General features: G+C 41.2%; 17 protein-coding genes, 4 tRNA genes and 3 pseudogenes. 10 read left to right on the top strand and 14 right to left on the bottom strand.

Features of this window, described 5'->3' with window-relative positions:
- Positions 1-15: 15 nt before the first annotated feature.
- Positions 16-2,937, bottom strand: coding sequence for a GAF domain-containing protein (locus tag HCR01_RS16350; RefSeq protein ID WP_193197198.1), 2,922 nt, complete (start codon positions 2,935-2,937; stop codon positions 16-18).
- 190 nt (positions 2,938-3,127) lie between these two features.
- Here HCR01_RS16350 and HCR01_RS16345 point away from each other — a divergent pair, with 190 nt between their 5' ends.
- A complete protein-coding gene (locus HCR01_RS16345) occupies positions 3,128-4,270 on the top strand; it encodes a quinone-dependent dihydroorotate dehydrogenase (RefSeq protein ID WP_193197197.1) in 1,143 nt (380 codons plus the stop codon).
- A 21-nt stretch (positions 4,271-4,291) separates the two neighbouring features.
- Here HCR01_RS16345 and HCR01_RS16340 read toward each other — a convergent pair whose 3' ends face one another.
- The gene (locus tag HCR01_RS16340) at positions 4,292-5,017 is read right to left on the bottom strand and encodes a hypothetical protein (RefSeq protein WP_193197196.1); all 726 of its coding nucleotides are present in this window, start codon (positions 5,015-5,017) and stop codon (positions 4,292-4,294) included.
- Between the two features lie 430 nt (positions 5,018-5,447).
- Here HCR01_RS16340 and HCR01_RS16335 point away from each other — a divergent pair.
- From HCR01_RS16335 to HCR01_RS16315, 5 genes are all read left to right on the top strand, one after another.
- Positions 5,448-5,582, top strand: a tRNA-OTHER gene (locus HCR01_RS16335).
- 99 nt (positions 5,583-5,681) lie between these two features.
- Positions 5,682-5,817: transfer RNA gene (locus HCR01_RS16330), tRNA-OTHER, on the top strand.
- Positions 5,818-5,877: 60 nt separating this feature from the next.
- Positions 5,878-5,999: transfer RNA gene (locus tag HCR01_RS16325), tRNA-OTHER, on the top strand.
- A 15-nt stretch (positions 6,000-6,014) separates the two neighbouring features.
- Positions 6,015-6,138, top strand: a tRNA-Lys gene (locus HCR01_RS16320).
- Between the two features lie 37 nt (positions 6,139-6,175).
- On the top strand, positions 6,176-7,777 hold the full coding sequence (locus HCR01_RS16315) for a TROVE domain-containing protein (RefSeq protein WP_193197195.1): 1,602 nt from the start codon (positions 6,176-6,178) through the stop codon (positions 7,775-7,777).
- Between the two features lie 231 nt (positions 7,778-8,008).
- Here HCR01_RS16315 and HCR01_RS16310 read toward each other — a convergent pair whose 3' ends face one another.
- The 6 genes from HCR01_RS16310 to HCR01_RS16285 form a co-directional block, all read right to left on the bottom strand.
- Positions 8,009-8,290, bottom strand: coding sequence for a hypothetical protein (locus tag HCR01_RS16310; RefSeq protein ID WP_226889381.1), 282 nt, complete (start codon positions 8,288-8,290; stop codon positions 8,009-8,011).
- Between the two features lie 109 nt (positions 8,291-8,399).
- Positions 8,400-9,251 (bottom strand): DUF1206 domain-containing protein, encoded by an 852-nt coding sequence (locus tag HCR01_RS16305; RefSeq protein ID WP_193197194.1) that lies wholly within the window; start codon positions 9,249-9,251, stop codon positions 8,400-8,402.
- Positions 9,252-9,303: 52 nt separating this feature from the next.
- Positions 9,304-9,621 (bottom strand): hypothetical protein, encoded by a 318-nt coding sequence (locus HCR01_RS16300; protein ID WP_226889380.1) that lies wholly within the window; start codon positions 9,619-9,621, stop codon positions 9,304-9,306.
- Positions 9,622-9,979: 358 nt separating this feature from the next.
- Complete coding sequence (locus tag HCR01_RS16295; protein WP_193197193.1) at positions 9,980-10,783, bottom strand: hypothetical protein; 804 nt, start codon at positions 10,781-10,783, stop codon at positions 9,980-9,982.
- Positions 10,784-11,225: 442 nt separating this feature from the next.
- On the bottom strand, positions 11,226-11,795 hold the full coding sequence (locus HCR01_RS16290) for a DUF3611 family protein (RefSeq protein WP_193197192.1): 570 nt from the start codon (positions 11,793-11,795) through the stop codon (positions 11,226-11,228).
- Between the two features lie 387 nt (positions 11,796-12,182).
- Positions 12,183-12,554, bottom strand: a complete 372-nt coding sequence (locus HCR01_RS16285; RefSeq protein ID WP_193197191.1) for a response regulator — start codon at positions 12,552-12,554, stop codon at positions 12,183-12,185.
- A gap of 182 nt (positions 12,555-12,736) precedes the next feature.
- On the opposite strand from HCR01_RS16285, the gene HCR01_RS16280 reads away from it, so the two are divergent.
- The 3 genes and pseudogenes from HCR01_RS16280 to HCR01_RS16270 all read left to right on the top strand — a co-directional run.
- Complete coding sequence (locus HCR01_RS16280; RefSeq protein WP_193197190.1) at positions 12,737-14,887, top strand: ATP-binding protein; 2,151 nt, start codon at positions 12,737-12,739, stop codon at positions 14,885-14,887.
- Positions 14,888-15,181: 294 nt separating this feature from the next.
- Positions 15,182-17,041, top strand: coding sequence for a response regulator (locus HCR01_RS16275; RefSeq protein ID WP_193197189.1), 1,860 nt, complete (start codon positions 15,182-15,184; stop codon positions 17,039-17,041).
- A gap of 119 nt (positions 17,042-17,160) precedes the next feature.
- Positions 17,161-18,033, top strand: a pseudogene (locus HCR01_RS16270) (AI-2E family transporter); the annotation flags it as partial.
- 117 nt (positions 18,034-18,150) lie between these two features.
- On the opposite strand, the gene HCR01_RS16265 reads toward HCR01_RS16270, so the two are convergent.
- From HCR01_RS16265 to HCR01_RS16240, 6 genes and pseudogenes are all read right to left on the bottom strand, one after another.
- On the bottom strand, positions 18,151-19,377 hold the full coding sequence (locus HCR01_RS16265) for an HhoA/HhoB/HtrA family serine endopeptidase (RefSeq protein ID WP_320073124.1): 1,227 nt from the start codon (positions 19,375-19,377) through the stop codon (positions 18,151-18,153).
- A gap of 101 nt (positions 19,378-19,478) precedes the next feature.
- Positions 19,479-20,078, bottom strand: a complete 600-nt coding sequence (locus HCR01_RS16260) for a hypothetical protein (protein WP_193197186.1) — start codon at positions 20,076-20,078, stop codon at positions 19,479-19,481.
- Between the two features lie 36 nt (positions 20,079-20,114).
- Positions 20,115-20,576 (bottom strand): annotated as a pseudogene (locus tag HCR01_RS16255) (mechanosensitive ion channel domain-containing protein); the annotation flags it as partial.
- Positions 20,577-20,608: 32 nt separating this feature from the next.
- Positions 20,609-21,424: an ion transporter gene (locus HCR01_RS16250; RefSeq protein ID WP_193197185.1), complete on the bottom strand. Its 816-nt coding sequence runs from the start codon at positions 21,422-21,424 to the stop codon at positions 20,609-20,611.
- A gap of 121 nt (positions 21,425-21,545) precedes the next feature.
- Positions 21,546-22,007: pseudogene (locus HCR01_RS16245) on the bottom strand (TIGR00341 family protein); the annotation flags it as partial.
- Positions 22,008-23,092: 1,085 nt separating this feature from the next.
- On the bottom strand, positions 23,093-23,938 hold the full coding sequence (locus HCR01_RS16240; RefSeq protein ID WP_193197184.1) for a peptidoglycan-binding domain-containing protein: 846 nt from the start codon (positions 23,936-23,938) through the stop codon (positions 23,093-23,095).
- A 360-nt stretch (positions 23,939-24,298) separates the two neighbouring features.
- Here HCR01_RS16240 and HCR01_RS16235 point away from each other — a divergent pair, with 360 nt between their 5' ends.
- A complete protein-coding gene (locus tag HCR01_RS16235) occupies positions 24,299-26,611 on the top strand; it encodes a tetratricopeptide repeat protein (RefSeq protein ID WP_193197183.1) in 2,313 nt (770 codons plus the stop codon).
- The last annotated feature ends 199 nt before the right edge of the window (positions 26,612-26,810 follow it).

Here is a 26,810-nt window from a genome sequence, read left to right as displayed (position 1 = left end):
GCGATCGCTCCCATCTTAAACCTGAGAATTATTATCAGCTAACGGCAACAGCAAGCGGCTGACTACTCGATGATCGGGTAATTGATAGAAATGTAATTCTCCTCCCAATTGCTGCATGAGGTTTTGGCAGATTAGCAGATGTAAACCTGGTGGTTGGTCGAGATTGGAGGGAGCAAGCAGATCCTTGGGTGTATTGTGAGATAGCGCTGCCATTAGCTTTGGTTCGATTTTGCCGTTGTCTGTAATCGACAGTTCTAGCGATGTCTGACGACAAGCCGCTTCTGCACTAAAGGCTCCGCCAACGGGTTTACATTCATCTAAGCGACGACACCAAATATCAATTCTGCTCCCGTGAGAACGGCAACAAGCAGCAACTAACAATTCATGGAGAACTAATTCAATTTTGACAATGTCGCCAGCGATCGCCATTGAGGATTGAGAATTTGAGGACAGAACGCCTCTGACCAATGAAGAGTTTTTTGGTAACTCCCCATCTTCAATCGGTTGCCCTAAACCATGCACACCGATCCACAGCTTTTGTTGTTTGAGTAAATTTTCAACTCGTTCGAGCGATCGCTTCAGTAAACTGGTTATTGGCATAGTTTCCCAGCTCATATGTAACTGCCACTGCTCAAGTTTTAGCAGTCCACTCATGGAGGTGGTAGTCTGGTCTAACTGCCGCAGCAATAGCTGGTAGCGCATCTGGGCCAGTTCATTGGTTGGAATACCCAAATCATGTATTTGACTGAGTGACAGCGCCGCTGTTCTTTGCATTTCCTCCAGACGACGATTTTTGTACCAATTGAGTTGTCGTAATTCTTCTGTTGTAGACTCTAAAAGTTGAGTAATTTGCTTTTGACGACGCCACCAAGCTAATTGTGAGATTAGCGTTGCTGTAGCATTAAGACTCTGGTCTGACCAGCGACGCTCATTATGGTCTGCCAACAAAACTACACCTGTGGGTTCACAATCAGTAGTAGTGCGTAACGCCATCACCATAATTTGACCGATGTCAGGGACATTGAACCATTTCCGTGTTTCCGAAGGTAAATCATCCATCTTCAGAGTCAAGTGACCCTCTTGAGCAAGCGCCCACTGAATTAACGCCTCAGCTTTGATGGAAATAGATGCATCAGAAAAAATCCCAAACCGCGTATTAGTAATTACTCCTGGTATAACTTCTGCCCAACGCTGACCAGGCGACCAGGATAGCAATACCGCAAAAGGACAGTCTAGAACAGATGCTATTTGTTCTAGTGCCGTGCGTTCCAAATAGTTTTCTCCTGATGCTTTGCCGTTCTGGGCTTGTGCCAGAATGTTTAGACATTGTTCAAATGTCTGAGAAATTTTTTCCTGCTGCTGGGTGCGGCTGTGCAAGTGCCATTGACGAACAATTACACCAATTTGTTGACTAACAGCCCACAGTAATTCCTTTTCCAATGTTGTCCATGAGCGATGGGTTTCGTGAGCGATGATTAAAAGCGCTGCTGGTGTATTACCTTTAGTACATTGGCAAACCAGTAGCGATCGCACACCATTTTCTAGCAAAGGAAGACGCCAGTTAAGAAAGCGCAAATCTTCATCTAAGTTCTCGATCTCCACTGCTTGATTTGAACGCTGTAAAAGCTGTCCATCCAATTCCTTGAGAGCATCAAGGGTAAATGTCAAAGGTCGGCGATTATTGGGCTGACTTTGGTAAATAAATTGATAATTATTCTGTTCAGGGTCGTACTGCAACAGTAAAAAGCGGGTGGCAGATAGTCTAGTTAAAACTCTTGTAGCGCAGATATGTAAAGTTTTATGTAGGTCATGCTCGCTATAGATAGCTTGGGCGACTTGGCTAGTCAATTGGGTATCATCTTGAATCTGTTTGATGGTGCTTTCCATGCCTTCGGTGGGGGCGACTAGAGAAATTAAGCCAGCAGCACCTTGGACAAAATTTTTGTCTGTCTCTGTCCAGATCCGAGGTTCATTGCTTTCTACCGCCAAAAAACCTAGTAGGTTCTTTTGCCAAATGATCGGAGCTGCTAGGAGCGATCGCACTCCTAGGCGTTGCAGTAACTTTGCCGTAAAATGGCTTTTCAAAGAACTGCGGGCGTCGCCAATTGAGACAATTTGATTGACTGCTAAGGCATAATAAAAGTCGCTTAATTCCTGCACCGTCATTCCCGCGGCTGCTTGCTGACTGTTAGATTCAGGATTGATTTTGACAAGCTGATTGCTCATCCGACACCAAAAGTAACGCCCTTCGCGCTCAAACCAGTAAATATTTGTCCGGTTAGGGGAGACAAATTGATGGGTTGTCTGCACCACGGCTTCTAATCTTTGATCTAGATTACTCAGGGTACGTAAATTGTCCAGCAATCCTAATAATGATTCATCGGGTCGCTTAGTTTGCTTTTGCTGCAAATTCATCTCATGTTGATAAAGCACTGCCCCCAGTTCGCCTAAAACCATCATTAGACGTGCTTTTGCCTCCCCAGGCAACAAGTAGCCCCAGCGTTCTGAACCTAGTAAAATCAAACCTAAACAGCGGTCTTTATAGCGAATTGGTAAAACAATCGTTCCCTGGATGTGGAATTTATCTGCAACTTTGTGCCATTCTGCAACGCGGATTTCAACTCGCAAATCTGCTACACCCAAAGGACGCTGTTCAATTACTACTTGTTCTAATAAATCTCCAGGATTGAGAACAAACCGTTTTTTTAAAAAACTTGTGTCACTATCGGGTGTGATCCCACCTTTCCCAAACAATATGTGATTTAGGCGATCGTAAAGAGCAATCCAAACCAGTTTGTAGTCAAACTGCTCTTTAAGATAAGAAATAGTAGATTCAATCAGAACTTCAACATTATCTTCTTCTCTGAGACTCTGGAGGACGCGCCCCAAGGAAACGATCTGCTGTTCGGCGGCTATAAGTTTTTGCGGCTGCCCCATCTGAATTATTGGTTAAAATAGCTTGTAATATATAAGATGCCCAGAAAACCGCCCTCATTAATATAGCTAGGGGTGTTTGCTGTAAGTTATGGGTTTCAATCAAATAAAGTCAGCATCACCTCAATATGAGCCGATATTTTGATAGATGAGAAAGCAAGCTGTTGTATATTAATCCCTACTAGGGATCGAAATGGATATTTATCAAGTCGCCATTCGTCCGCTTGTGTTCAATCTGGCAAAAACAGATCCAGAGTGGTTACACCAGCAGACAATTCGCAGTTTGAGTTGGCTGTCACAAACAGGCGATCGCCCTCCTGCTAGTTGGGTAAATCGACGCCTACAGCAGTCTTTTTGCCTGCACGATCAGCGTTTAGAACAAAATTTGTTTGGGTTAAATTTCCCTAATCCTGTGGGGTTAGCAGCAGGTTTTGACAAGGATGGTGTTGCTGCTAACATCTGGTCTAGTTTAGGTTTTGGCTTTGCGGAATTGGGAACTGTAACTTTTCATGCACAGCCAGGAAATCCCTCTCCCCGCTTGTTTCGCTTGCCCTTAGACAAAGCTGCTCTCAACCGGATGGGTTTTAATAATCGCGGTGCAGCTGCAATGGCGGCATATTTAACACGGGAAAAGCAGAAGTTAACCCAGTCAATACCCATAGGGATAAATTTGGGAAAATCTAAGGTAACTCCTCTAGAAGCAGCAGCAGAAGATTATCTTCATAGTTTTCGCTTACTTAAAGAGTTGGGCGATTATTTTGTGGTTAATGTCTCTTCGCCAAATACGCCGGGGTTGCGATCGCTCCAAGATGCTTCTATGCTCAGTGCCATCTTAGATTTATTGCAACAGGAAAATCATTCACAAAAACCAATTTTTGTCAAGATAGCACCAGATTTGGCATGGGAGGCGATCACCGACATTATTTCTCTAGCCAAAACCTACCAACTAGCCGGGATTATTGCCACTAACACAACCATCAGCCGTGAGCGACTCAAAACCCAAGTGATTGACCAAACTGGCAAATCACCCCAGGAAGAAGCCGGCGGAATTAGCGGTGAGCCATTGCGCGATCGCTCCACTGAAGTAATTAGGTTTATTTGGCAGCAAACTCAGGGAAAAATCCCAATTATTGGCGTTGGTGGCATTTTTTCTTCTGAAGATGCTTGGGAAAAAATCATTGCTGGTGCTAGCTTGATCCAGGTTTATACAGGCTGGATTTATGAAGGCCCACTGATGGTACGCCGGATTCTCACAGGTTTGCTTTCTAAGCTAGAACAAAACGGTTTAACTACCATCAGCGAAGCTATAGGTTTGCAAACAAAAGTTCAAAACTAAAATTTTTCAATTTTGCATTGTTTAACCTTCCTCATCCAGTGGAAAAAACTCCTTAGCTTTTTCGGAAAACGTCCAAGCGATACCATCGGGGTCTCTGCTGCGACTCCACTCTGGAAAATCTGGATCGTTTCGTCGTTTGTAAACAGTACTGGAATAAACATTTAGCCGCTTGGCAAGTTCAGATTGAATTAGAGAGCCAAAAACTAACTGTTTTTCCAGTGATTGTTTTACGTGCTCATGGGTTGTCTGTGGCAGCGATTCGGTTTCTGGTTCTTCCTCCCGTGCTATTGGTGGTGGTGCTAGCAGCGATCGCGCAGTTTTGGCAACTGGTTGAGCCGGAAGTTCTTTTACAGGCTCACTACTGTCAAGTATGTTGCCCAGAATGCTAGCAGTTATGAAGTAATAAGACTGACCCCCGTCTTCGGAGTTAATCAGACTGGCACCAAATTCAGAAGCTTTCCCATCTAGGTAGCGTTTTGCCATTGTCCCAGAAAAATTGCCTCTAATAGCCAAGTCCATTGGCGTAAGTCTGCCGTGGTTTTCCCGAATCATCTGATGGAAAATTGGGTTAACTCGCTGAGACCATTGTTGCCATTGATACCATTGCCACAGATTGAAGCCAATGATCAGTAAAATTATGGCTAGCAAAATTTTCCAAGTGGAAACCAGGAAAATAATCAAAAACGATATGGGCAAAAGTAGAACGAGAAAAGCTTTCCCGTCGCCCTCGATTAGTTTTTCACTCATGCCGATTTTTGCCAAGTGAATTTTCTGGAAATAATATTATCTTGGCAAAAATTGTGGCATTTTTTTGTATCGTTTGGCAAAGTTGTAGCAAATTTGCTAGCAAAAACCAGTGTCTGGGCAAAAGTTTTTTCCCAAAGCAGCTTGTAGGGTGGGCATTGTAATGCCCACCCTACTGTTGTCTATTCATAAAAACCAACTGTATATGTTATCGGTTGGCGATCGCGCAAAAGTTTTTTCCTAAAGAAACAAGAAGGTTTTGAGGAAAGCTTGGAATCTAAAACCTTTTGCCCTAAGAATTCTTTGTGCTCTCTCTGCCTACTACCTAACACCGAAGGCAGACAAATTAGCTCGCCAGCCACTTGACAACTAGTAATATAAATACTACATTAATAATACAAGCTGACATTCATTAAGGAGTTAGCTTTCACCCGTAGCGGATAGCTCAAATGATAGAGCGCCCACCTTGCCCACAAGGGCCGATATATCGAGGGTTATCGCACATAACTAAAACACCCTTGATCCAAACTTCTGGAGGTGCAGGTAAAAATCCTGCTCCGCTACACCAAATTAAGCACCGAGTAAATTTAAACCTGATAATTCTTTACGAAAATACTAGTAAAAACCCTTAAACGAAACTTAAGTCTAGAATCCAAAATTTTATATGTGGTAGGTGGCGAAATTGGTAGACGCGCTAGATGAAAAACCTTGATTCGCACCTTGTCTGCAAAGACCGAAGATTTGAGGATTATCGGGATCTAGTGACTGAAAAAGTCGTGTAGGTTCGATTCCTACCCTGCCACACCCAAATTGCTTTTGAGTACTGGAGTTTAGTTTTGAATTTGTAATTTGTAATTTTCATGTGGTGGGTAGCTCAGTGGTAGAGCGCTAAACATCCTTGTTCACTCCTTGCCTGAAAAGGCCGAAGAATTGAGGGTTATCGATTGGGTTCGAGAGGTCGCGGGTTCAAATCCCGCCCCACTACACCAAAATTTATATGTGGCAGGTAGCTCAGTGGTAGAGCGCCGAAAACATCCTTGTTCACACCTTGTCTGAAAAGGCCGACGAATTAGGGTTATCGCCTTTTAAGCCGGTTGTCGCAGGTTCAAGTCCTGCCCTGCCACCTTTCATTTTTGCCCACAAGGGCCGGGAGATGAAGCCATGAATTACAATTTTTTCACTAAAAAGAAGACAGCTACACCACAGTCTCAGCCTATCCACGGACGAGAAGCAGAGATGATTCAGGGGCGTTCCGGTGGCTGGATGTTTGATGCTGGCATTTGGAAAATGCTGCGTCGCTGTCTATTGATTGGTACAGCAAAAAGTACTTACTATGCTGGGAAGCAAGAATTAACTGAGGATTTTGTGACAGTTATCAGACAAGCTGTTGCCGAAAATCCTAGCCGTGTAGCGGAAGAAATTTTGTATGCTAGCGATGGACGCGCCATCAACAACAGTGCGCCAATCTTAGCTTTAGTTCTACTGTCAATGGGTGAAACACCAGAAGCAAAGCAGGCATTTGGTGAAATCTTTCCGCAAGTTGTCCGCACTGGTAGCCACTTCTATGAATGGCTGAACTACACTAAATCTCTGCGGGGATTTGGGAAAGTGGTGCGCGAAGCTGGTAAAACTTGGCTGTCACGGGAAGATGTTAAGGGTTTGGCTTATCAGCTATTGAAATATCAACAACGTCAAGGCTTTTCCCACCGGGATGCATTGCGGTTGTTCCATGTCAAACCACCTACAGAAAATCACCGACAATTATTTGAGTGGGTAGTCAAAGGCTGGGAAGAATTGCCAGCAGAAATACCCTCTCAAGCATTGGCTCAGATTTGGTGGTATGAGTGGCTCAAGCGGAATCCTACCCAAACTCATGAGGCTATTTCACAAGGACGCCTAACCCACGAAATGGCTGCACCTGTGGGCAAAATGGATAAGCAAGCTTGGCAACTGCTGTTTCAGGAAATGCCAATAGGTGCAATGTTGCGAAACCTGGGTTCACTGACAGACTTAGGTGTGTTGCGAGCCGATGAGAGCACAAATTTACTGCGCGTGGAAGCAGTTCTTAACAATAAGGAACATCTGCGTAAAGGTCGTATCCATCCGATTGATGTTTTGAAGGCACTCAAAACTTACCAATCTGGGGGAAGATTAGGACGCAGCCAGAAGACTTGGAACCCAGTTCCTCGCATTGTGGACGTCTTAGAAAAGGCGGTTGAACTGTCTTTTGATGTTGTGCAACCCACAGGCAAAGTGTTCATGCACGCTGTGGATGTTTCTGGTTCTATGGGTAGCTTGGTTGCAGATATGGGATTAAGTTGTTGTGAAATTGCCACCACAATGGCACTGGTTACAGCAAAGGCAGAACAAAACTATGTGATTCGCGGCTTTGCTACCGAATTTCGTGAATTGGGTATCACTGCTAAAGATAGTTTTAGTTCAGCGGTTCGCAAAGCTAGCAACCAAAACTTCGGCGGAACAGATGCGTCTGTGGCTTACGACTGGATGATTAAAAACAAGTTCAAGGCAGATGTAGTCTGTTTTTGGACTGACTCAGAAAGCTGGGCTGGTTATAAGCATCCAAGTCAAGCACTGGCAGAGTACCGCAAAAAGGTGAATCCCAATGTCAAGGCGGTGTATGTCACCCTTGCACCTTATCAGATTACGCTGGTAGATCCTCAAGATTCGCTGTCTTGGGATTTGGGGGGGTTTGATCCGGGAACGCCTCGCATTATCCAAATGCTAGCTACGGGTGAGTTGTAGACATTGCTGAAGGATAAAGCATGAAAAACTTTATCCTTCATAGTTTATGGCGGGTTATCCTGATTCGCAACTTGCCTTTCGGGGACGAGGAATTTAGGGTTATCGGTAACATCTCCACTATTTTGGGGATTTGCGGGTTCAACCCCCGCACCCGCCGTTATTTTTGATTCTGACTAAAGTTTTTGAGAGTGGTTGCTTTGGCAAGCTTACTGTGCATTTTTTTTAGCAGTTCTACTCACCTACGCTCAATTGCTGCAAAGCAATCCGTTTGCAGAGACCTTCTACCGCCAGTGTTAGAGATTGCATCAGTTCAGAATTTTCGCTGTAGTCAACAGGCGCGAGGTTAGCAACCCGTTGATTTTGAGTAATTTTTAACTTTCGTCCCCATTCTTCTGGAGTGCTGTCTTTATATAATGCGATCGCTGTACCCTGTTCTTGATTCATTAGAGAAAAGCAGGGAATATCTGACTCACCATCACCAACATAAATTACCTGTGTTAATGGAACGTGCAATTCCTCTGGTGGTAAATCTCGATATACAAATGTTTTACCATCATCTTGGTTGTCACAAATGCAGCAAAAATTAGCGATTCTACGACGGGCTACGCCAACGCGTTAAAAATTATAAATTAGCAATATGCCGATAGCGAGCCTCTATTCCTGAATAGATGCCATAAGCAATCAAACCCAAAGCCACTATACCCAGAAGCCAAACACCAAAGGGTTGTTGTGCCAGGACTGCCAATGCACCACCCAACCCTCTAGCCTGAGTGCCATCAGATTGAACTGCCGCCAGCATCAAGAAAATGCCGATAATGCCAAAAACAATGCCACGGGCAGCAATGCCAAATTTACCTATACGCACTGCCCAAATTTGTTTAGTTCGACTCATTTGAGAAAGCTTGAAATGGCAACGAAAATTGCCTTTATATGCTTGATAAAGGTAAAAAATACCAACACTAACTACCATCATTCCTGCCAGTGCTACTAGCCATCTTCCAAAGGGTTGAGCCAAAATATATATTGTCCAATCCTCAATTGAATCGCTATCACCAACGACTGAACCCATAATCAGCTTTACAGATGTCAAAGCCAAACCTGTATAAGCTAAAGCACTGATAGCATAACCAATCCGTTGGGCAATTCGTTTAGCATTAATTTGTTTTCCACTTTTTTCAGGATCGAAAAACGTCTGAACTAAACGCCAAAGCACATACCCAATAATTCCGAGGGTAACGATACCTAGCAAAAACTTTCCAAAAGGTTGGGCAACAATTGCCTTTAACGCACCAGTTGTATTCGTCGTTTTGCCACCAGAACCAATGGCTGTTTGGGCTGCTAATAACCCAACAATAAAGTAAACGACACCTTTTGCGGCGTATCCTAATCGTGCAAGCCGCTCAAACCAAGGGAGAGAAGTTATTTGTTTAACTGGTTCCCTAATTGGTTCTAGAGGTGAATCGGGTAGTGTCATACGGCATAATAACTATATTAGAAAAATGAAACTGCTTTCTACACTGTATTTATTAAGTTGAACCGCCACCTGAGCCAATCATACCAAGCAGTTGCAACAGATAGATAATTGCAAATACACCAAAAAATATATCAGCGATCGCTGTTCCACCAAAGATCATCTTTGATGGTTGCAGTTCCTTTGGCAACATTCGATGATTTAAGTAAAGAGTCAGTCCGGTGACAATGGGGATGTGAGCAGCTTCAATTGCGCCTGCGGTTTGTAGTAAGCCGACAGGTTCACCAAAGAACAGGTAAATGGCGATGGGTAAGGCTACCAGTAGCACTACAATATAGACACGCTGCAAAAACTTTTCATTTGGCTTCAGCAACTAAAATAGGTCTGTTGACGTACTCAGCTTCTAATTTCCTTTTTCTATTTAGATCTCAGGTGAAGCTATAGTCTTGCTCAATTTCAGTAATAACAAACGAACTTCACCTATTACCGATACTCTCTGACCCTAATTTATTGCTACTTCAGATGTATTAGTGAAAGTTGCCTTTGTATTAAAAAGGTTACAACTTCTCACTAGCATAGCGATCGCTATCAGAAAAATTAATACCCCTGTCTGATTTAGTGCCTGTATAAACCTCCCTTTGAGAATTTTTATTGCCCTTATTCTTATTTGTCTTGAGGCTATTCACGGAGGAAGCTTTCCTGCTAGGGAATGCTGTAGTAAGTAGGATACCTTATTGCGGAATTGCTGAGGGGTAAACTTCATTCGCAACTAACACAGGTTTATTGCTGTATTCTGCTTCTAGCTGCTTTTGTAAAGTTAAATCCCATTTCAGGTCGTAATCCCGTTCTAGTTCAGCTACAACAAACGGACGCAACACACCTGTTACAGCGACTTTCTCACCTTCGTTGACAGTTGCTTTCGGAGTACCGGCGCGTATCACTAACAAGTCTTGCCCGCCAAACAACTTGTCTTCATCTAGAGTGAAAGAATTCGCGTTTCTAATGTCTTCTACTTCGCCTGTTACCGCCAAGTTCTTACCATAATATAAGTTGGGGTTTGTGGTAATTTCACCCGGTTTAGGAGCAAGTGCAATTGATTGAGCAATAATTGCAGGTCGAGTTTCATACTCTTTATACAAGTTTGGATCTAAGCCCAAATTGTAATCTCGATTAATATCTGCAACCACAAATTGACGAACTGGGCCTGTCGCTTGAATTGGTGTATTTGGATCAGTAGGCAGAGTAAAAACTTTACCTGAAGCATTCACAACTAAAATCGGTTCAGTGCCAAAAAATTGCTTATCGCTAATTGTAAAAGTTGACGGCCCTAGTTTTCTGATGGGTGTACTTCTAACTGTTACAGTTTTACCGATTAGTTGCTTTGTATTGTCTGCGACTTCCTCTGTAGTAACGTTGGTTTCTGGTACTGCGGCTTCTCGCTCTAAATTGTTGGTACAAGCTCCAAGCAGCACTGCAAAAAGTGCTAAAGTAATAGCCCCTTTAAAACTCCATTTAGTTTGAAGAAAGTTGGTCATTTCAAAATCTCCATTCAAGTTGACTGTATTTATATCAAGTTCAAATCACGTTTTAACGTATTCAAAATTAATGCGGCGGTAAAACTACACTAATTCAAAAACACTTGACCATCCTTTTGAATTCTCAATACACCTTGGTTGTTATCGAAGTTGGTTATTTCATCTAACGAGACTGCAAGTGTAGCCTCTGAGAGCTAATACATACTCAGAGCAAATATCTGACTATGATTTTTGTAATAACCTAAATCTTTGAAATGTAATTTAGGTAAAGTTGAGCCGCTCAACCCAAAAAGGAGTTATGAAAAACAGACTGTATTTTGAGGTTAAGTCTTAATGGTGGAGAATTCGTGGAGAATTCAAACACATTTCACAAATACTACTTTAGAAATAGCGTTACTACTTCAATAGTAATAGCTGGGAACCTGAATAAATATGGAATCGATTACTCTTCTACCCAATAGAGTAGACCAAGAGAAGTAACGCCTCCAAGAAAGTGAGCGCCAACCATGTTGACATTTGCTAACATTACAAAAATATCTAGCGAACGAATGACATTTTCCGGTTGATAAATTGCGACACCTTGAGGTTGAGCTAATGTTTTTCCTAGTATGATTGCAACTGTCGCTTCCGAAGCAATAAAAGCTATTAATATACCTACTAAACTCACAATTAATCCAATTCGTAAATTTTGAATTACGTCTTCTCTCTTAGGATGGTTTTGAGAATTTGGTGTTTGTAAAAGTTTAGCTAACTTCCTATAACGGAAAGCCCAGTATACTCGAAAGCACAGCAATAAAATACCAACAATAGCTAAAAATATACCAAACCCTATGCCTGCATTGCTTGTTTGAGTAGTAACATTACGGCTAAAGGATGCTAATAACAAAGTAATGCCAGAAATACCACCTAGCACTAACTGTACCCAAAAGCTAATTCGACTTACTAAAAGAAAGGTAGCAGCAAATTCTTGTTTGCTCGGTGGACGTGAAAAGGATTCTGAATTATTTAACATTTACACTTCCTAAATCAAGAGCTAACATAGCAGTCCTAAATCACTTGTGAAAATCTTTCTGTTCTCCATGTCTTTATGAATACCCTTACCGTAAGACGCTGACCTGGGGCAATGTTTAATGAAGAACGCGTCTATTGATAAAAAATAATTTTCACAAATTCAGATAGGATTACTAAACCAAGTGATTTCTAAATTAAATAAAAAAAGTGGAAAACTAGTGGAGAATAGATATTTTTTTAAAAACTACTACTTAGGAAATAGGTTTATAAAACTATAGATAGACTAATTCTCAAGCAAAGATGCTTAAAAATTTAGGTGCTAGTGTTATTTAATTTAGAGGTAAGAATAGCTGAACTTGAAACAGTCGGTATGATTTTTTAATTTACTTTAGTTCAAAGCTGCTGCTACTTGAACAGCTAGTTTTTGAGAATTGAAAGGTTTACTGATTATGCCTCTAACGCCAAGTTGAGTAAATAAACGCTGGTCAGTTGTGCGCCCCCTAGCTGTCAACAAAATCACAGGTATATGTTTAGTTGTTTGATTAGCCTGTAGTTGTTGAAAAGTTGTTAAACCATCCATATCAGGCATCATTACATCCAAAAGGATAGCATCGGGTTGAGATGACTGAGCTAAGAGTAATCCTTGATTACCTGAAGTAGCAGTCAACACCTTCCAGCCCCCCATTATTTCTAGACAAGTCTGAATCAATTGACGGATGTCATCTTCATCATCAATAACTAAAATTTGTTTAGTATTCATTATTATTATCTTCCTTGGAGTTTGAAATTATTATTGTTGACTACTTCAATTCCTCCAGTATCGTGAGGAGCACTGTTTAGAAATACCATATTCTTAAGATTCATTTTCTAAGATAAAACTCGAAAGTGGAAAACTCGTGCAGAACCCTAATAAACTTATGGCATAACCAGAAGTAATAGAAAATGTGGAGATTGACGCGATGGGCTTCGTCCCGCCTTTCCTACGGAACGCTCCGCGAACGGCGATTCTCCTACGGAGACGCTACGCGATGGGCTTCGCCCCGCCTTTGGCGATCGCAACTACAAGGCTATAGCATTGCCTTCTTAACGGTTTTACTAGCTTTACTGCTGACACTGCTTCTATGGCAGTTACACAGGCTGAATACCATTTACCCACTGTTTTTAGCTGCTGTCATGGTTAGTTCCTGGTATGGTGGTTTCAACCCAGGACTGTTGGCAACTTTTTTGTCTGCTATAGTCTGCGCCTACTTCCTTTTACCTCCTTTTTATTCTCTGGCCGTTACTGGGTTCAGTGTAGTAGGGTTGATTCAGTTTGTGCTGGTAGCAGTGTTGATCAGCTCACTTAACTCCGCATTACGTCAGGCGCGATCGCAAGCTCAGAAAAACGCGAAAGCAGCCCAGCAAAATTACGAGTGTTTACGTCAAATTCAAGACAGTCTACGTCAAAGTGAAGAACGTTATCGATTGTTAGTAGAAGGAGTAACTAATTACGCAATTTTTATGTTAGATCCAAACGGTAACTTTACCAGTTGGAACATTGGAGCCGAACGTATTTTAGGCTATCAAGAATCAGAAATTATTGGTCAACCTTTTGAGCGAATTTTTTCACCAGAAGCAATTGAGCGTGGACAACCACAACAAGCATTGAGACAAGCCGTAACTGAAGGTTTTTCGCGGGAAAATCGTTGGCATATCCGCAAAGATGGAACATTTTTCTGGGCGCATTGTGTAATCACACCTTTACGAGATGAAAATGGAAATCTGCGCGGCTTCTCTAAAATTATGCAAGATATTACTGAGCGCAAACAATCCGAGGAAGAAAAAGAGCAACTGCTACTACGAGAACAAGCTGCACGCGCCGTTAGCGAAGCAGCACAAAGTGCGGCAGAAGCGGCAAATCGTTCCAAAGACGAATTTTTAGCAATAGTTTCCCATGAATTACGTACCCCCATGACTGCAATTATTGGTTGGGCTGGGATGTTGCAAACGGGTGCGCTAGATGAGGCTAAAGCAACTCTAGCATTGGAGATAATTGAACGCAATGCTAATTTGCAAATGCAACTTATTGAAGACCTACTTGATATTTCGCGTATTGTTAGAGGAGAACTTTCACTCTCCATTGATTTGGTAGATTTAGTAGAAGTAATTACAGCCGCAATTGAGGTTGTGCAACCATTAGCAGATGCTAATGATATTCAACTTGAATCTATACTTGATACTTCAATAGAAAGAATTTGGGGTGACTCAGACCGCTTGCAACAGGTTGTGTTGAATCTACTCACCAATGCGATCAAATTTACACCCAACGGCGGACGAATTGAGGTGCGATTGTCAAGGGAATTGGGTAATAAGGAAAACTTTTTCCAATACTCAATCCCTAACTATGCTCAAATTCAAGTGAGTGATACAGGCCAGGGTATCAGTGCTGACTTTCTACCTCACGTATTTGAGCGCTTTTGCCAAGCAGATAGTACTCATACTCGGTCAAATAAAGGACTAGGTTTAGGGCTGGCGATCACACTTCATCTGGTAGAACTGCATGGTGGCACAATCCAAGCCCAAAGCCAAGGAATAGGGCAAGGCGCAACATTTACAGTCAAGTTGCCCGTTTTAGAAGAAAGCAGAGGAGCAGAGGAGCGGAGGAGCAGAGGGACAGGAGAGAATAACTTACACTTCTCTCCCCAGCCCCCAATCCCCAATCCCCTTACTGGCTTGCGAGTGCTGGTTGTAGATGACGAGGCGGATGTACGGCAGTGGATTACCGCAGTACTCGAAGAGTGTGGAGCGAAAGTTAGTACTTTTAGCTCTACAAGGCAGGCACTTGAAGCACTACAAGAATTACATCCAGATGTATTAATCAGCGACATTGGGATGCCAGGCGAGGATGGCTACGCGCTGATGCGTAAAATCAGAGAAATGGAACCAGAGCTAGGCGGGCGGATTCCTGCTGTTGCGCTGACAGGGTATGCCAGGGTAGAAGATTATAAAGAGGCATTAGCAGCAGGGTTTCAGCGACATATTGCTAAACCAGTTAGAGCAGCTGAGTTAATTGCCGTTGTTGCCAGCCTGGGTAAAATGTCTGGTAAACTTTGAACTTGGAAAATGATTGCGACAGATGTTTTTTTGAATTGCTGACTGACAATGATGGGCGATCGCAGAACCTTCCTATTTGGCTTTGCCGTTCCTCCTACTCAAAAGCCAAGCTACGCGTAGCGTCTTTGCCAGCAGAAGGGTAGAAGAGGATGTCAACAAAATAGGTTAGACGGGGCGAATCTTTTGCCTAAACCTTGCCTTTGATAGATGTCTTATAAAGCTGAAAAGGGCATAACCTAAGTTATAGAAATTTGATTACAGCGCTCAGGGTTGCTTCTACAAGCAAACATTTTCATGAGAATTCTGTTGGTTGAAGACGATGATTTGCTTGCTCAAGCTGTAGCAACATATCTTACCAAACAAAATTATGTGGTTGATATTGCAGCTGATGGTGAAGCTGGTTGGGAGTTGGTTAGTGTCTGTAACTATGACCTGATTTTGCTAGATTTGATTCTGCCAAAGCTGGATGGCATAAGTCTTTGTCGGCAATTACGCCACTCAGGCTATCAAATGCTGATTCTGCTTTTAACGGCAAAAGATACTAAAACTGATAAAGTTATCGGTTTAGATGCCGGAGCAGATGATTATGTAGTCAAACCATTTGATTTTCAAGAGTTATCAGCTCGTATTCGTGCTTTACTACGTCGGGGAAATACTTCTTTACCTCCAGTTTTGGAATGGGGAAGCTTGCGTCTTGATCCTAGTACTTGTGAGGTAACTTATGCAGATATTGCCCTAAATTTAACAGCAAAAGAATTTAGTCTTTTAGACCTTTTTTTACGCAATAACCAGCGCATCTTTAGCCGGAGTGTAATTGTAGATCAACTTTGGGGCACTGAAAAAGATCCACCTGAAGAAAATACGATTAAATCTCATATCAAAAGTTTACGACAGAAGCTAAAAGCAGCAGGTGCTAACTACGATTTTATAGAAACTGTTTATGGAATGGGTTATCGTTTAAAAGTTCTATCTCATGAGCAAAGTTGTCAGACACATGAGCCAGAAATAGATTTAAAGCAGCAGCAAATTCTACTAGCAGCCATTGCTCAAGAGCGGGAAAATTTCAAAGCTAAGGTTGGTTCGCGCATTGCAGTATTGAAGCTAGCAGCTGATGCTTTCAGGAAAGGTACACTTGATGCTCAACTGCGGCAAAACGCAGAGCAAGAAGCTCACAAGCTAGCTGGTTCATTGGGTAGTTTTGGCTTTCCAAAAGGTTCATTATTAGCTAATGAGATAGAAGATTTATTTCAAAATCAAAAATTTATTAGCCAAGCTCAATGTTTTCATTTAGATAAGCTTTTGATGGAGTTACAACGAGAGCTAGGAAAAACCCCAGTTGAACAAACCCAAAATCTACTATTAGTAATTAGCAATGATCGCCAAATAGTTGAGGGATTGATAAAGGAGGCTGAGAATCAGGAACTACAAGTTAAGATTGCTACTACTCTCACCGCTGCCAGAAGTATAATCTCATCTTTAAATCCCGATGTGGTGCTACTTGATATTGATATTGAGAAAGACAGCTTGAAGTTAATAACAGAATTATCCCAGCGATCGCCTACAGCGGGCGAAACGCCAACGCTACAAATACCTGTGTTAGTTTTTACAGAGCGAAATAATTTTAGCGATGCCTGCGGCAGGCTTCGCCTACGCGTTGAGGCTGTACGATCTGGCGGTCGTGCTTTTTTGCAAAAATCCATGCCTCCTAGCCAGATTTTGGAGTCAGTCAGTCAAATATTACAACAAACTCGTATTACCGAAGCAAGAGTAATGATTGTAGACGATGAGCCACAGACATTAACTGTTATACAGCAATCCCTAGAACCATTAGGACTTACTCTAAAAACTCTTGAAGACCCACAAGGTTTCTGGGATACTCTGACAGAATTTTCTCCAGATTTGCTAATTTTAGATGTGGAAATGCCTCATATCAATGGCATTGAACTTTGTCAGGTAGTACGTAACGATCCGTACTGGAGATTCCTGCCAGTAATGTTTTTGGTTGATAATTTAGAAGCAGATATTGTTGAGCAAATATTTGCAGTGGGTGCTGATGATTGTGTGAGCAAACCTATAGTGAGTTCAAAATTAATCATCCAGATTTTGAGCCGTCTGGAGCGAAGTCAACTAATTAAGAATATCTATAACTGCTAAATGAGTTTTTGTATTTAATTTCTCTGCTCTTTATCAATTCAACATATAGTAATCCAGCTATTTTGAAGTAATTAGACTCAGCACAATAGCTGGTAATAACAAAAAATGGGGGCTACATTGTGCGATTCGGACAATTGATCGGATTCCTCGCCTTTGTTATATCTCTTTACATTTTGTGGCAAACTCGGCAAATTATTTTGGTGGTATTTGCATCTATAGTGTTAGCGACAGTCCTCAATCAGCTAGTAAGTTTATTACAACGATTTCGCATAAAAAGAGGAATTGCAGTTGCCATATCAGTTATTTTCTTATTGGTCGTTTTGGTCGGTTTTTTTGCACTGATTGTGCCGCGTCTTGTTGACCAATTGCAACAATTTGGCAATATTATGCCTATGGCACTAGAACGGTTGCGATCGTGGAACAATTGGTTACAAAATGTAATTCCTGACCAATTTTTAGAAAATATTCGGGGGCTTAAGTATCTAACTCAAGGTTTACAAGATTGGTTAAATCGGTTAATTAACAACTTTTTTAGCTTGGTCAGTAGCTCGCTTTCTATTATTTTAGGTTTGCTGCTTTTTGTAGCTCTCACTATCATGCTACTAGCCAATCCATCACCCTATCGGCAAGGATTTATAATGCTATTTCCTGCCTTTTATCGTCGGCGAGTTGATGACATTCTCAATAAGTGTGCAGTCTCATTGACTGGCTGGATTAAAGGCACATTCCTGACTATGCTGGTCATTGCAACATTAAGCTATATTGGATTGTTGATTTTGGGAATACCATTGCCATTAGTTAATGCTATTTTGGCAGGATTATTAGAATTTATCCCAAATGTTGGGCCAACATTGAGTGTGATTCCGCCTGCACTGCTAGCATTAAATGAAGAACCTTGGAAAATCGCCGCTGTTATAGCTTTTTACTTTGGAATTCAGCAGATTGAGAGTCTAGTTCTAGTGCCTTTAGTGATGAAGAGCCATCAACAACTGGCAGGAAAATCAAAAAGATAGTCCAGAATAAAAAGTATTAGCTGTGGTAAATGGTAAGTCTGAATCATCTGTGGAAAACAGTTGATGAGTCAGGTAGAGATTACCTACCTGACAAACTTAAGACTGAATGTTATTTGGAGATGGTAATGGTTCAGGTTTTACTGTAAATTGCAAGTTCTGCTCATTACGTAGTACTTGGATTTGCAAGTTATTATTTAAGCCATTCTTTTCAAGAATCTGTTGAATATCCTCAGATGTGGTAACGGGTTGATTGTTAATTTCTTGAATAACATCCCCTGGGCGTAGCCCAATTCTGGAAGCAGGAGAATTAGGAATAACGCGAACAACAAGAATTCCCTGGTCTGCGACAATACGGACGTTACTGTTTGGATAATTATTGATTCTTTGCTTCACTTCAGGTGTCAATGTGAGCATTTGAAGACCTAAATAAGGATATTCAACTTTGCCTTGAGTAATTAATTGCTGGGCAATTCTTTGAGCCGTATCTATAGGAATAGCAAAGCCGATACCTTCAGCACCCTGGATAATTGCAGTGTTGACTCCTATTACTTGACCGCGAGCATTTAAGAGTGGCCCGCCTGAATTTCCGGGGTTAATTGCTGCGTCGGTTTGAATATAGCTACTAGGTCTAGTGGAAAGATTTAAAGAACGGTTGATCGCACTAATAACGCCTACTGTTACTGTTTGTTGTAAACCTAAAGGATTACCGATCGCAATCGCCCATTGTCCTGGTCTTGCAGAGTCAGGATTTGCTATTTCTACTGCTGGTAAGTTATTACCAGGAATTTGCACAACTGCAACATCTGTCACCGAATCTTGGCCTAGCACTTTTCCTTCAACAGTACGACCATCAGAAAATGACACCGTCACCGTATCCGCATTGTTGACAACGTGAGCGTTGGTGAGAATTCGTCCATTGGGATCGATGATAAAACCAGAGCCTACACCGCGCACTACTCGCTCTTGAGGCTGTGTTGGTAACGTTTCACCGAAAAAGCGCCGAAAGAATGGGTCATTTAATGCATCAGGTAATTGTGGTACTTCACTTCTGACAGTTCGGGATGTATTAATTTGAACTACAGATGGTTCTACTTTTTCCACAACTTCAACTACAAAATTGTTGTCATCAGCAGTTGGTGTTAAAGGGCGCGAACTTTGATTTTGTGGCTCATTAACTGTAGGAGAAACAACAGGTGAAGGACTAACCTCTCTAGGCAACTCTCTCGAACAGCTACTCAAAAATCCTAGCATTAACCCGATAAAAGGTAACAGCAGATAAGTTGTTGATTGTTTCCATATTGAATGCCCTTGTTTGGTTGACATTACTCTTAGTAATTTCACCAAATTTGATGTAAGATTTTTCTGTTGATTATGTATATATTTAGCCTTCATAGTTTTCTTATAATTATCAAAAATTATGTAATTTAAACGTATGTCTCATTTTGTGAATTTGTTGCATCTGTATGACGATTTTTCCACTCTCGTAATGCCCAAAGGCTAATTAAAGCTGCTAATTCAGCCCCCAAGGAGTCCATTACTAAATCAATAATGGTGTCATCCAAGCTCTCAATTACCTGAGTATTGAGAATTTTACCAGCAGACCATTCTGTGACTTCCCACAAAGCACCAATAGCAATTCCAAAACTAGTAATTGTCACTAGATATAAAAGTGTATGATTCCGAAATATATTCAATATTGAACCATATACTAAAAAACTGAGCGCCAGGGTAATTGCAAAAGTTGTATAAGCATGAACAATCTCGTCATAGGGGCCTGGCATACCAAATAAATTCCATACCCAACCAGTAGCATTTAGCAATGCAGCTAAGACAAACAAAAAATCAAACAAGGTGGGTAATTTATAATCTCGGATGACAAACACAAAGGATAAAATAAGGAAGAATGCAAGACCCAAGGCATTTGACCACTTCCCTTGAACTGCTGCGGCTATGACAAATATTGTTAGTAGAGCTTGTCCTATCCATGCGATAATTCGATAACCTTTCCAATTCAGATTTTTCATAAGTATTAGTCCAAAAAGCTATTAATTTAAAACGTCAGTTCTGATTGTTGTTGCGCGTGTCTCAATATTTTCTACAGTCCCCTCAAAACCTTTAAAAACAATTTGGTCATCAATTTGAAAAGGTTCAGTCAGCAGAATTAAAATCCCAGCTAAGAAGTTTTGCAAAATATCGCGGAAGGCAAAACCAATTGCAACACCGCTAATTCCCAACAGTTGTATCAAATCACCAGCCCTAAATGTAGGAATCACAATGGAAAGGGCGATAAACAACCCAATCAAAATTGTTATTCCTTGCACTAACCTTCCTAGTACTAATCCCAAGTTCCGCGCAGAACGACGGTTGCGAGTTAACCGTTTAACTAGTGCCTTAATTCTGCTGGCAATAAACAAAAATAATAGAAAAACAATCAACGCTAAGATCATGTTTGGTAGCAAAGCAATGAAACCGTTGATCATGCTTTGAACCTTATCCCAAGCTGTAGAAATTTCTGCATTCATGTAGTTTCCTCACTAATTAATGTTTACTAACGTCAACGCTGTGAATTCTGATGCAATAATTCTTGAATTTCCTGCCGCAACGCTGCGATTTCTGTCTGAAGCATTTGAATCGATTTCGCTCCGGCTAACTCTGCTTGATCATCATCGGCATCACGACCAATAAAGAACGTCGCTAGAGTCGCAGTAACGTAGCCAAACACGGCAAACGCATACAACGCCAAAATAAAACAAAGCACTCGACCTTCAGGCGTTTTTGGCCAATAGTCAGAACCCATCGTCGCCATTAGCATTGCTGTCCACCATAAAGCAGTACCGTAGTTGTGCAGCCCTGATTCCACAGGAACTTCGTTTTCAAACGCATACATCCCTGCTGCTCCTATTAAAGTAACAATCATGGTTAACGCCACAACATAACCAAAGCCTCGACGGTTCACACTGGCTGAGAGAACCCGCATTCCTCGGTTAGCACGAGTCATGACTCGCAACAGTTGTAATCCTCGCACAGCTCGTCCTGTTCGGAGTATTTTTATGACTCGGATAATCCGAAAACTACGCAGCGCAGGCAAAAATAGAGAAATAGCTGTTAGCCAATTGCTTTTGATATAAGAAGGTCTATGAGGAGCGATCGCTAGTTTCAGGATAAAATCTAATATAAAAATAATCCAGATAGTAATACTGAAAGCTTCTAGTAAAGAATTTAAACCCCAAATAATTTCGATGATGAATAGTGCTAGCCATACAAAGCCCAGCACCAGCATTGGAATTTCTAGCCAATCTTCTAACTGTTGCAAGACTTCGTTACGTTCTCTATCTAGGGCTTGTTTTTCTGAAAGCTTTGAACTACTCATAATTCATAATTCATAATTCGTAATTAATTGCTATTAGCAGAGGTTTCTAAGACGTTGACATCAACTAGAGGTGTCACGTTAAAATCCTGTTTCAATAAATGAGTTTGAATTGATTGGGTAAGGCGATCGCCGTATTCATTGCCGGGCCTGCAAACGGTGCAATTAGCATTGCCGCCACTAATAAGTAAGCTGTATTAGTATACAAGCCAATCCAGACTACAAAGCCTGCCAGTACTGCATAACCAAGAAAGCCTTGCCAAGAGCCAACACTTTCCAAACCAGAAAGAAAAATCTCAATAGGGCTGCATTCTTCCACATCCACAACTTGCTGTGGTGCTTCCGTTGCAGGCGGTTGCAGAGTCATCACACCAGTTGGTATGAGTGTGATGTGTACTTTGGGCAAGTTTTGCAATTCTTCTAAAACTTTCCCAACTTCTCGATTAGAAAAGTGAACAATCACCACATCAATTGGTTCTTCTGCATTTCCTTCAAATCGAGCCAGATTTGCGCCGTTATGAGATTTGGCAATATCGATAACAGCTTTTCCGTTTCCCCGTGGCACTTGGATAATGAGTTGACGCATTTTACCCTCCTATCGCTAACCATCTTGCTTTTTCAGGCAATAACTCTACTACCCAAAGAAATATTTTTTGAAAGATGTATCTCATACTCAATTAACACTTGATTTTTGTCTGTAAAATTGGTGAAGCCTAGTAAAATAACTGATAATTAAAGCGGTAAAGCAGATTATAAAGGAAGGTTTGATCACATTCTATTTTAGATTTAATCTAAATCTAAATAGTGGAGAAAACGTGGAGAACTCCGATATATTTTTCTTCCAAAACTCAAATTATCTACTTTTACTACCTAAATTTAAGATTTTTTCTTATGAAATGCCATAGAAAACGAAAACAAGGCAGCTTTGGGATAGGCTAAGGGTTGAATTTCTCCATTAAAATTCTCTGTTACGGTTTGACACCTCAATTAACTAGTTCATTTGCTCGTGTTGAAAGGGCTGGCATTGTAATGTCCACCCTACTGTGATCTATTCATCTGTAATGCGTGAGATTTTAAAAATCATCACATAATTTTTCTATTTTGCTCAACTAACATGACTCAGTGATAAGGTAGTAATCAACGAAGTTATTTTTACCAGCAAATCCTATGGCAAAGAGAAGATGGATTCCCTTGCCTGAAAAAAGCCTAAACCGCAAGTGTCTATCAGCGAAAAACAATTAATTGAAAGCAATGTAATGATTTAATTGTCACAGAACTGAAGCCAAAATTTATTTTACCCAGACCAGAAGATTATCAGTGGAATTATTTGGTAGATATTTTTAGTAAATGGTATCGCAACTATTTTTACTTTTGTTCTATCTATAACTGTCCTGGAAAAAATGCGATTTCTTCGTCATTAGAATCCAGATTTGTCCGGTTAGAGTACACAGGTAAAGATTGTTTCAATGTGGCTTACATGAGGCATACTGGGCAGTGGTGGCAAATTATGCAAGATTTGTCTTTAGAAGAGTGTTTGTCTGAGATCAGAAATAATCCTTTGTTGCAACCTATAAGTTAAGGGATATTTAAGGTTAGCGATCGCACTTTACCCAAGCTCTAGATATCGCTACATATAATCAGGCTAGACGAGCGATCGCTTATTCTGATCATTTAATTAAACAATGTCCCCATAAAGTTGATAATTGGTTTCCAAAAGATCCCAGTTAACACGTACGGAGCATATTGTAAAAGTGGTAAGCTTGGCTTATCTGAAGGTTTCAATGGTAAACACTCTAACAGGAAAGGCACTATACAGGTGAGTGCATAGGCAGTTGCTAGGGCTGTATTCAACTGTGGAGAGGGCCCCGGTATGGGGCTATGGTAAATACCTAAGAGAATAGAAGAAATCATTAAAAATTGTTCCCAAAAAAACAACGAATGTGGTGATAAAAAATAAACTAACCTGGGAAAGCTTTTGTCTATTTTTTGTCGCATTCCCATAAGCACAGCCCAAGTTGCAGCCCCAACCAAACCATCATCTTTCAATCCATAGATTCTTTGGAAGCGTTTAACGGCTCTTTCTGTTTCCCTATCAAAATATCCATCAGGCTTTTTTTTGGAAAATCCTTCTTCGTACAAGATGTTTTGCAGTTCTTTAACAGCATCCTGTAACTCTGGAGGCGTTATTCTATGAATGTGGGAAAGCTTTGGGTAGAAAAGACAAGCCCAACTCAGTGGCCCGACTACTCCATCCACCCTGAGATTATTTCTTTTCTGGAATTCTTTTACTGCTTCTTCTGTCTCTAAGTCGAATTTACCACTGATATTTGCCAGAAAACCTTGAGCTTGCAAGCGCTGTTGCAGTTCATTGATTGATTCTTGTACAGACTTTGGCGTAAAGTCTCGGTAAAGTATGGGACGTTTATTGAATAAACAAACTTGTTTTTCCTCTGGAAAATAAGGCTTTATTGATTTCAGTCCCAGTAAAAAAGTTAGTGATTTAATAGCTCTGTTCATCTAGTGCTCCTATGTAGGAATGCGTGAAAAGAATAAATAATCTAGCAAGATTTTTGATAAAACTTGGTAGTGAGTGTTATCTCTACACCACGGTTGATACCGAGATTTTAGTAACTTAGAGATTAACCTACTAAATTAACTACAAGCAGCCAATTGACAGAGTTAAAAAATTGTTAACGCTTTGTCAACATTTTGTTGATTAAAATGTTGCTGATATAACATTGTGAAAATTTTGATTGACAAGTTAAAAAATTGTTAACGCTTTGTTGGTTAAAATGTTGCTAGTGCGACATTGTGAAAATTTTGTCCGTTAAAATGTTGCTAATACAACATTTACGACAGAGTTATAGGGTGATATTTATGTCAGGTCAGTCCGAGAGTGGGAATCTGTCCAAAACTTGGTATCGAAAGGTTTTGAAGGACTGGGAAATAGACCGTCTACTAACTGACTTAGAAGCTAGAACTAAACAGCGGTACAGGCAAAATACCAAGAAAGATCTATTACTTGGGTTATTGTGTGGGTATAGCTTAAAGAAGATTAGTAAGGACTTGCACAGGGATAACGCTGGTGTGAGAGCAGGCTTAAGCAATATTTATCGAAACATCGAAACTTTGACAGGAGAGTCAGACAACAGCGTCAGGTCAAGCAACCTGGTTTATATTTTGGAGAGATATGGGTATCGCAGAGGTGTTGCTCCATTGCCTATCTATAGCCGCTCCATCCCTCACAATCTGCCATCGCCGACCTACACAGCATTTATTGGTCGTGAGGTAGAGATGAACACGCTACTGGAACGCCTTTCGCCGGATCATGGCGCACACATGATCACGATGCATGGTATTGGTGGTGTAGGTAAAACGGCGCTGGTGTTAGCAGCTGCTTACCTGTGCTTAAAAGCCAGCAACGAAAACCTTTCTGACGCACCTAGATTTGATGCGATTATTTTCACTTCAGCCAAACAACAAGAACTAATTCCCGATAATATTTTACGACGGCAAGGACAGCGTAACTTGCGCGAGATTTTTCGGGTGATTGCTAATGCTTTAAATGACCCTACTATTATTCAATCTCCTCCTAGTGACCAATTTGACCGTGTGCGCCAAATCCTTTCGAGGCAGCGAACGTTATTGATTGTTGACAACATGGAAACTATAGAGGATAGGAATGAGGTGATAGAGTTTCTTTATAATCTGCCCATTTGCGTCAAAGTAGTAATTACAACCCGCGAGCGGATTGCTTTGTTGCCAATTAGTCTGCGAAACTTGCCCTTAGATGATGGTTTGCAATTGATTCAGCAACAAGCTGGAGAAAAAGGGATAACTATCAACGATGAGGACTCTGAGTTGCTTTATACACGCACTGGAGGCATCCCCCTCGCTATTGTTTATGCGATCGGTCAAGTATCTAGTGGTTATTCCCTAAACTCAGTTTTGGAACAGTTAGCGTCAGCTACAGGTGATGTGGCTCGTTTTTGCTTTGAGAAATCAGTGCAAAGCATAAAGGGACAGTCACCCCACAAGTTACTGATGTCACTGGCGATTTTTCCTGACTCTCCCACACTCGCCGCTGTGGCTGAAGTTGCTGGACTAACATTTGCTCCTGATTCTGTAAATAGTGGCTTGGCGCGTTTGCAGCAACTCTCTTTAGTGAATTTAAATTCAGAGACTAAGCGCTATGAGATGCTGTCTCTAACTCGTGAGTATGCCTTAGCAGAATTAGCTGCTTACCCAGATTTCGAGAAACAAGCACGGAGGCGCTGGGTGAAATGGTATTTAGACTTTGCCTATAGTTATGCTGGAGAAGATTGGGAAAAGTGGATACATTACGACAGGATAGAGGAAGAGGAAGGAAATCTGCGGGCAGTACTTTATTGGTGTAAAGACCAAGATCATTATGAAGAAGTCAGAAGTTTATGGCTGCTCTTGAACCACTACGCAAATCTCTACGCTTATTGGGACGATCGCCTCGATTGGTTGCAATGGCTCATAGAACAATCAGAACGACGTGGTGAATGGTCTTCTTTAGTAAAATTTATGATTCGCAAAACCTGGCTACTGATTCGGGAATGTTCAGAGCAAAGTTTGAAAGAAGCAGACGAAATGTTGCGACGTGCATGGGTTTTACGCGACCATGCAGACTTATGCGTTCAGGCTGACTTGGCTGAGAATCTCGCTAGGCTACAAATCAGACAACACAATTATCCAGATGCGCGTACATGGCTGGATATAGAACAGAAGTTAGTGACTCAGGCTAATTTAGAGGAGCAAAAGCACATCCGTCATTATATTCCTGTTCTTTACCATCGGGCGATCATCTTTTATCAAGAACATAAATATTTAGAAGCTAAGATGCTTTTTCAAGAGGTGATGAAAAGTGCAGAAAAAATTAATTGGCATCGAGTGATTAATTCTGCTCAAAATTGGCTAGCTGATTTGGCAATTGAACAAGGCGATCGCGATGAAGCCCAAAAGCTATTAATTCAAGGCTTAACTGTCGCCGAAAGCAGCAACAATAAGCGGCGTTTAGCTCGCTATCAACGTTCTCTTGCCCGCTGGGAAAAAAGGTGGGGAAGTGCAGAGAAAGCTTACCAATTGTCAACTAAGGCGATTAATGGTTTTAAGCACTTGGGAATGACGCGGGATGTAGAGGAGATGCAAAATTTACTTGATTAACCGTAATTGCTGGCAATTCTGCAAGTAGCGATCGCCCAATTCATGACTGAAGTCACTAATCTTATCTTAATTTTTAAGGCTGCGATCGCCGTTTATTTTGTATCTAATTGCTAGAAAATCGACAGTCTGCTACTTGTATGAGTGTTTTCATCCCACTTTGTCCACCCAAAGACAGTAGATTAAGTTTTAACTAAATAAC

The organism is Nostoc sp. MG11 (genome assembly GCF_014904695.1).
GTDB lineage: Bacteria > Cyanobacteriota > Cyanobacteriia > Cyanobacteriales > Nostocaceae > Komarekiella.
This window is presented reverse-complemented; position numbering and strand designations above follow the sequence as displayed.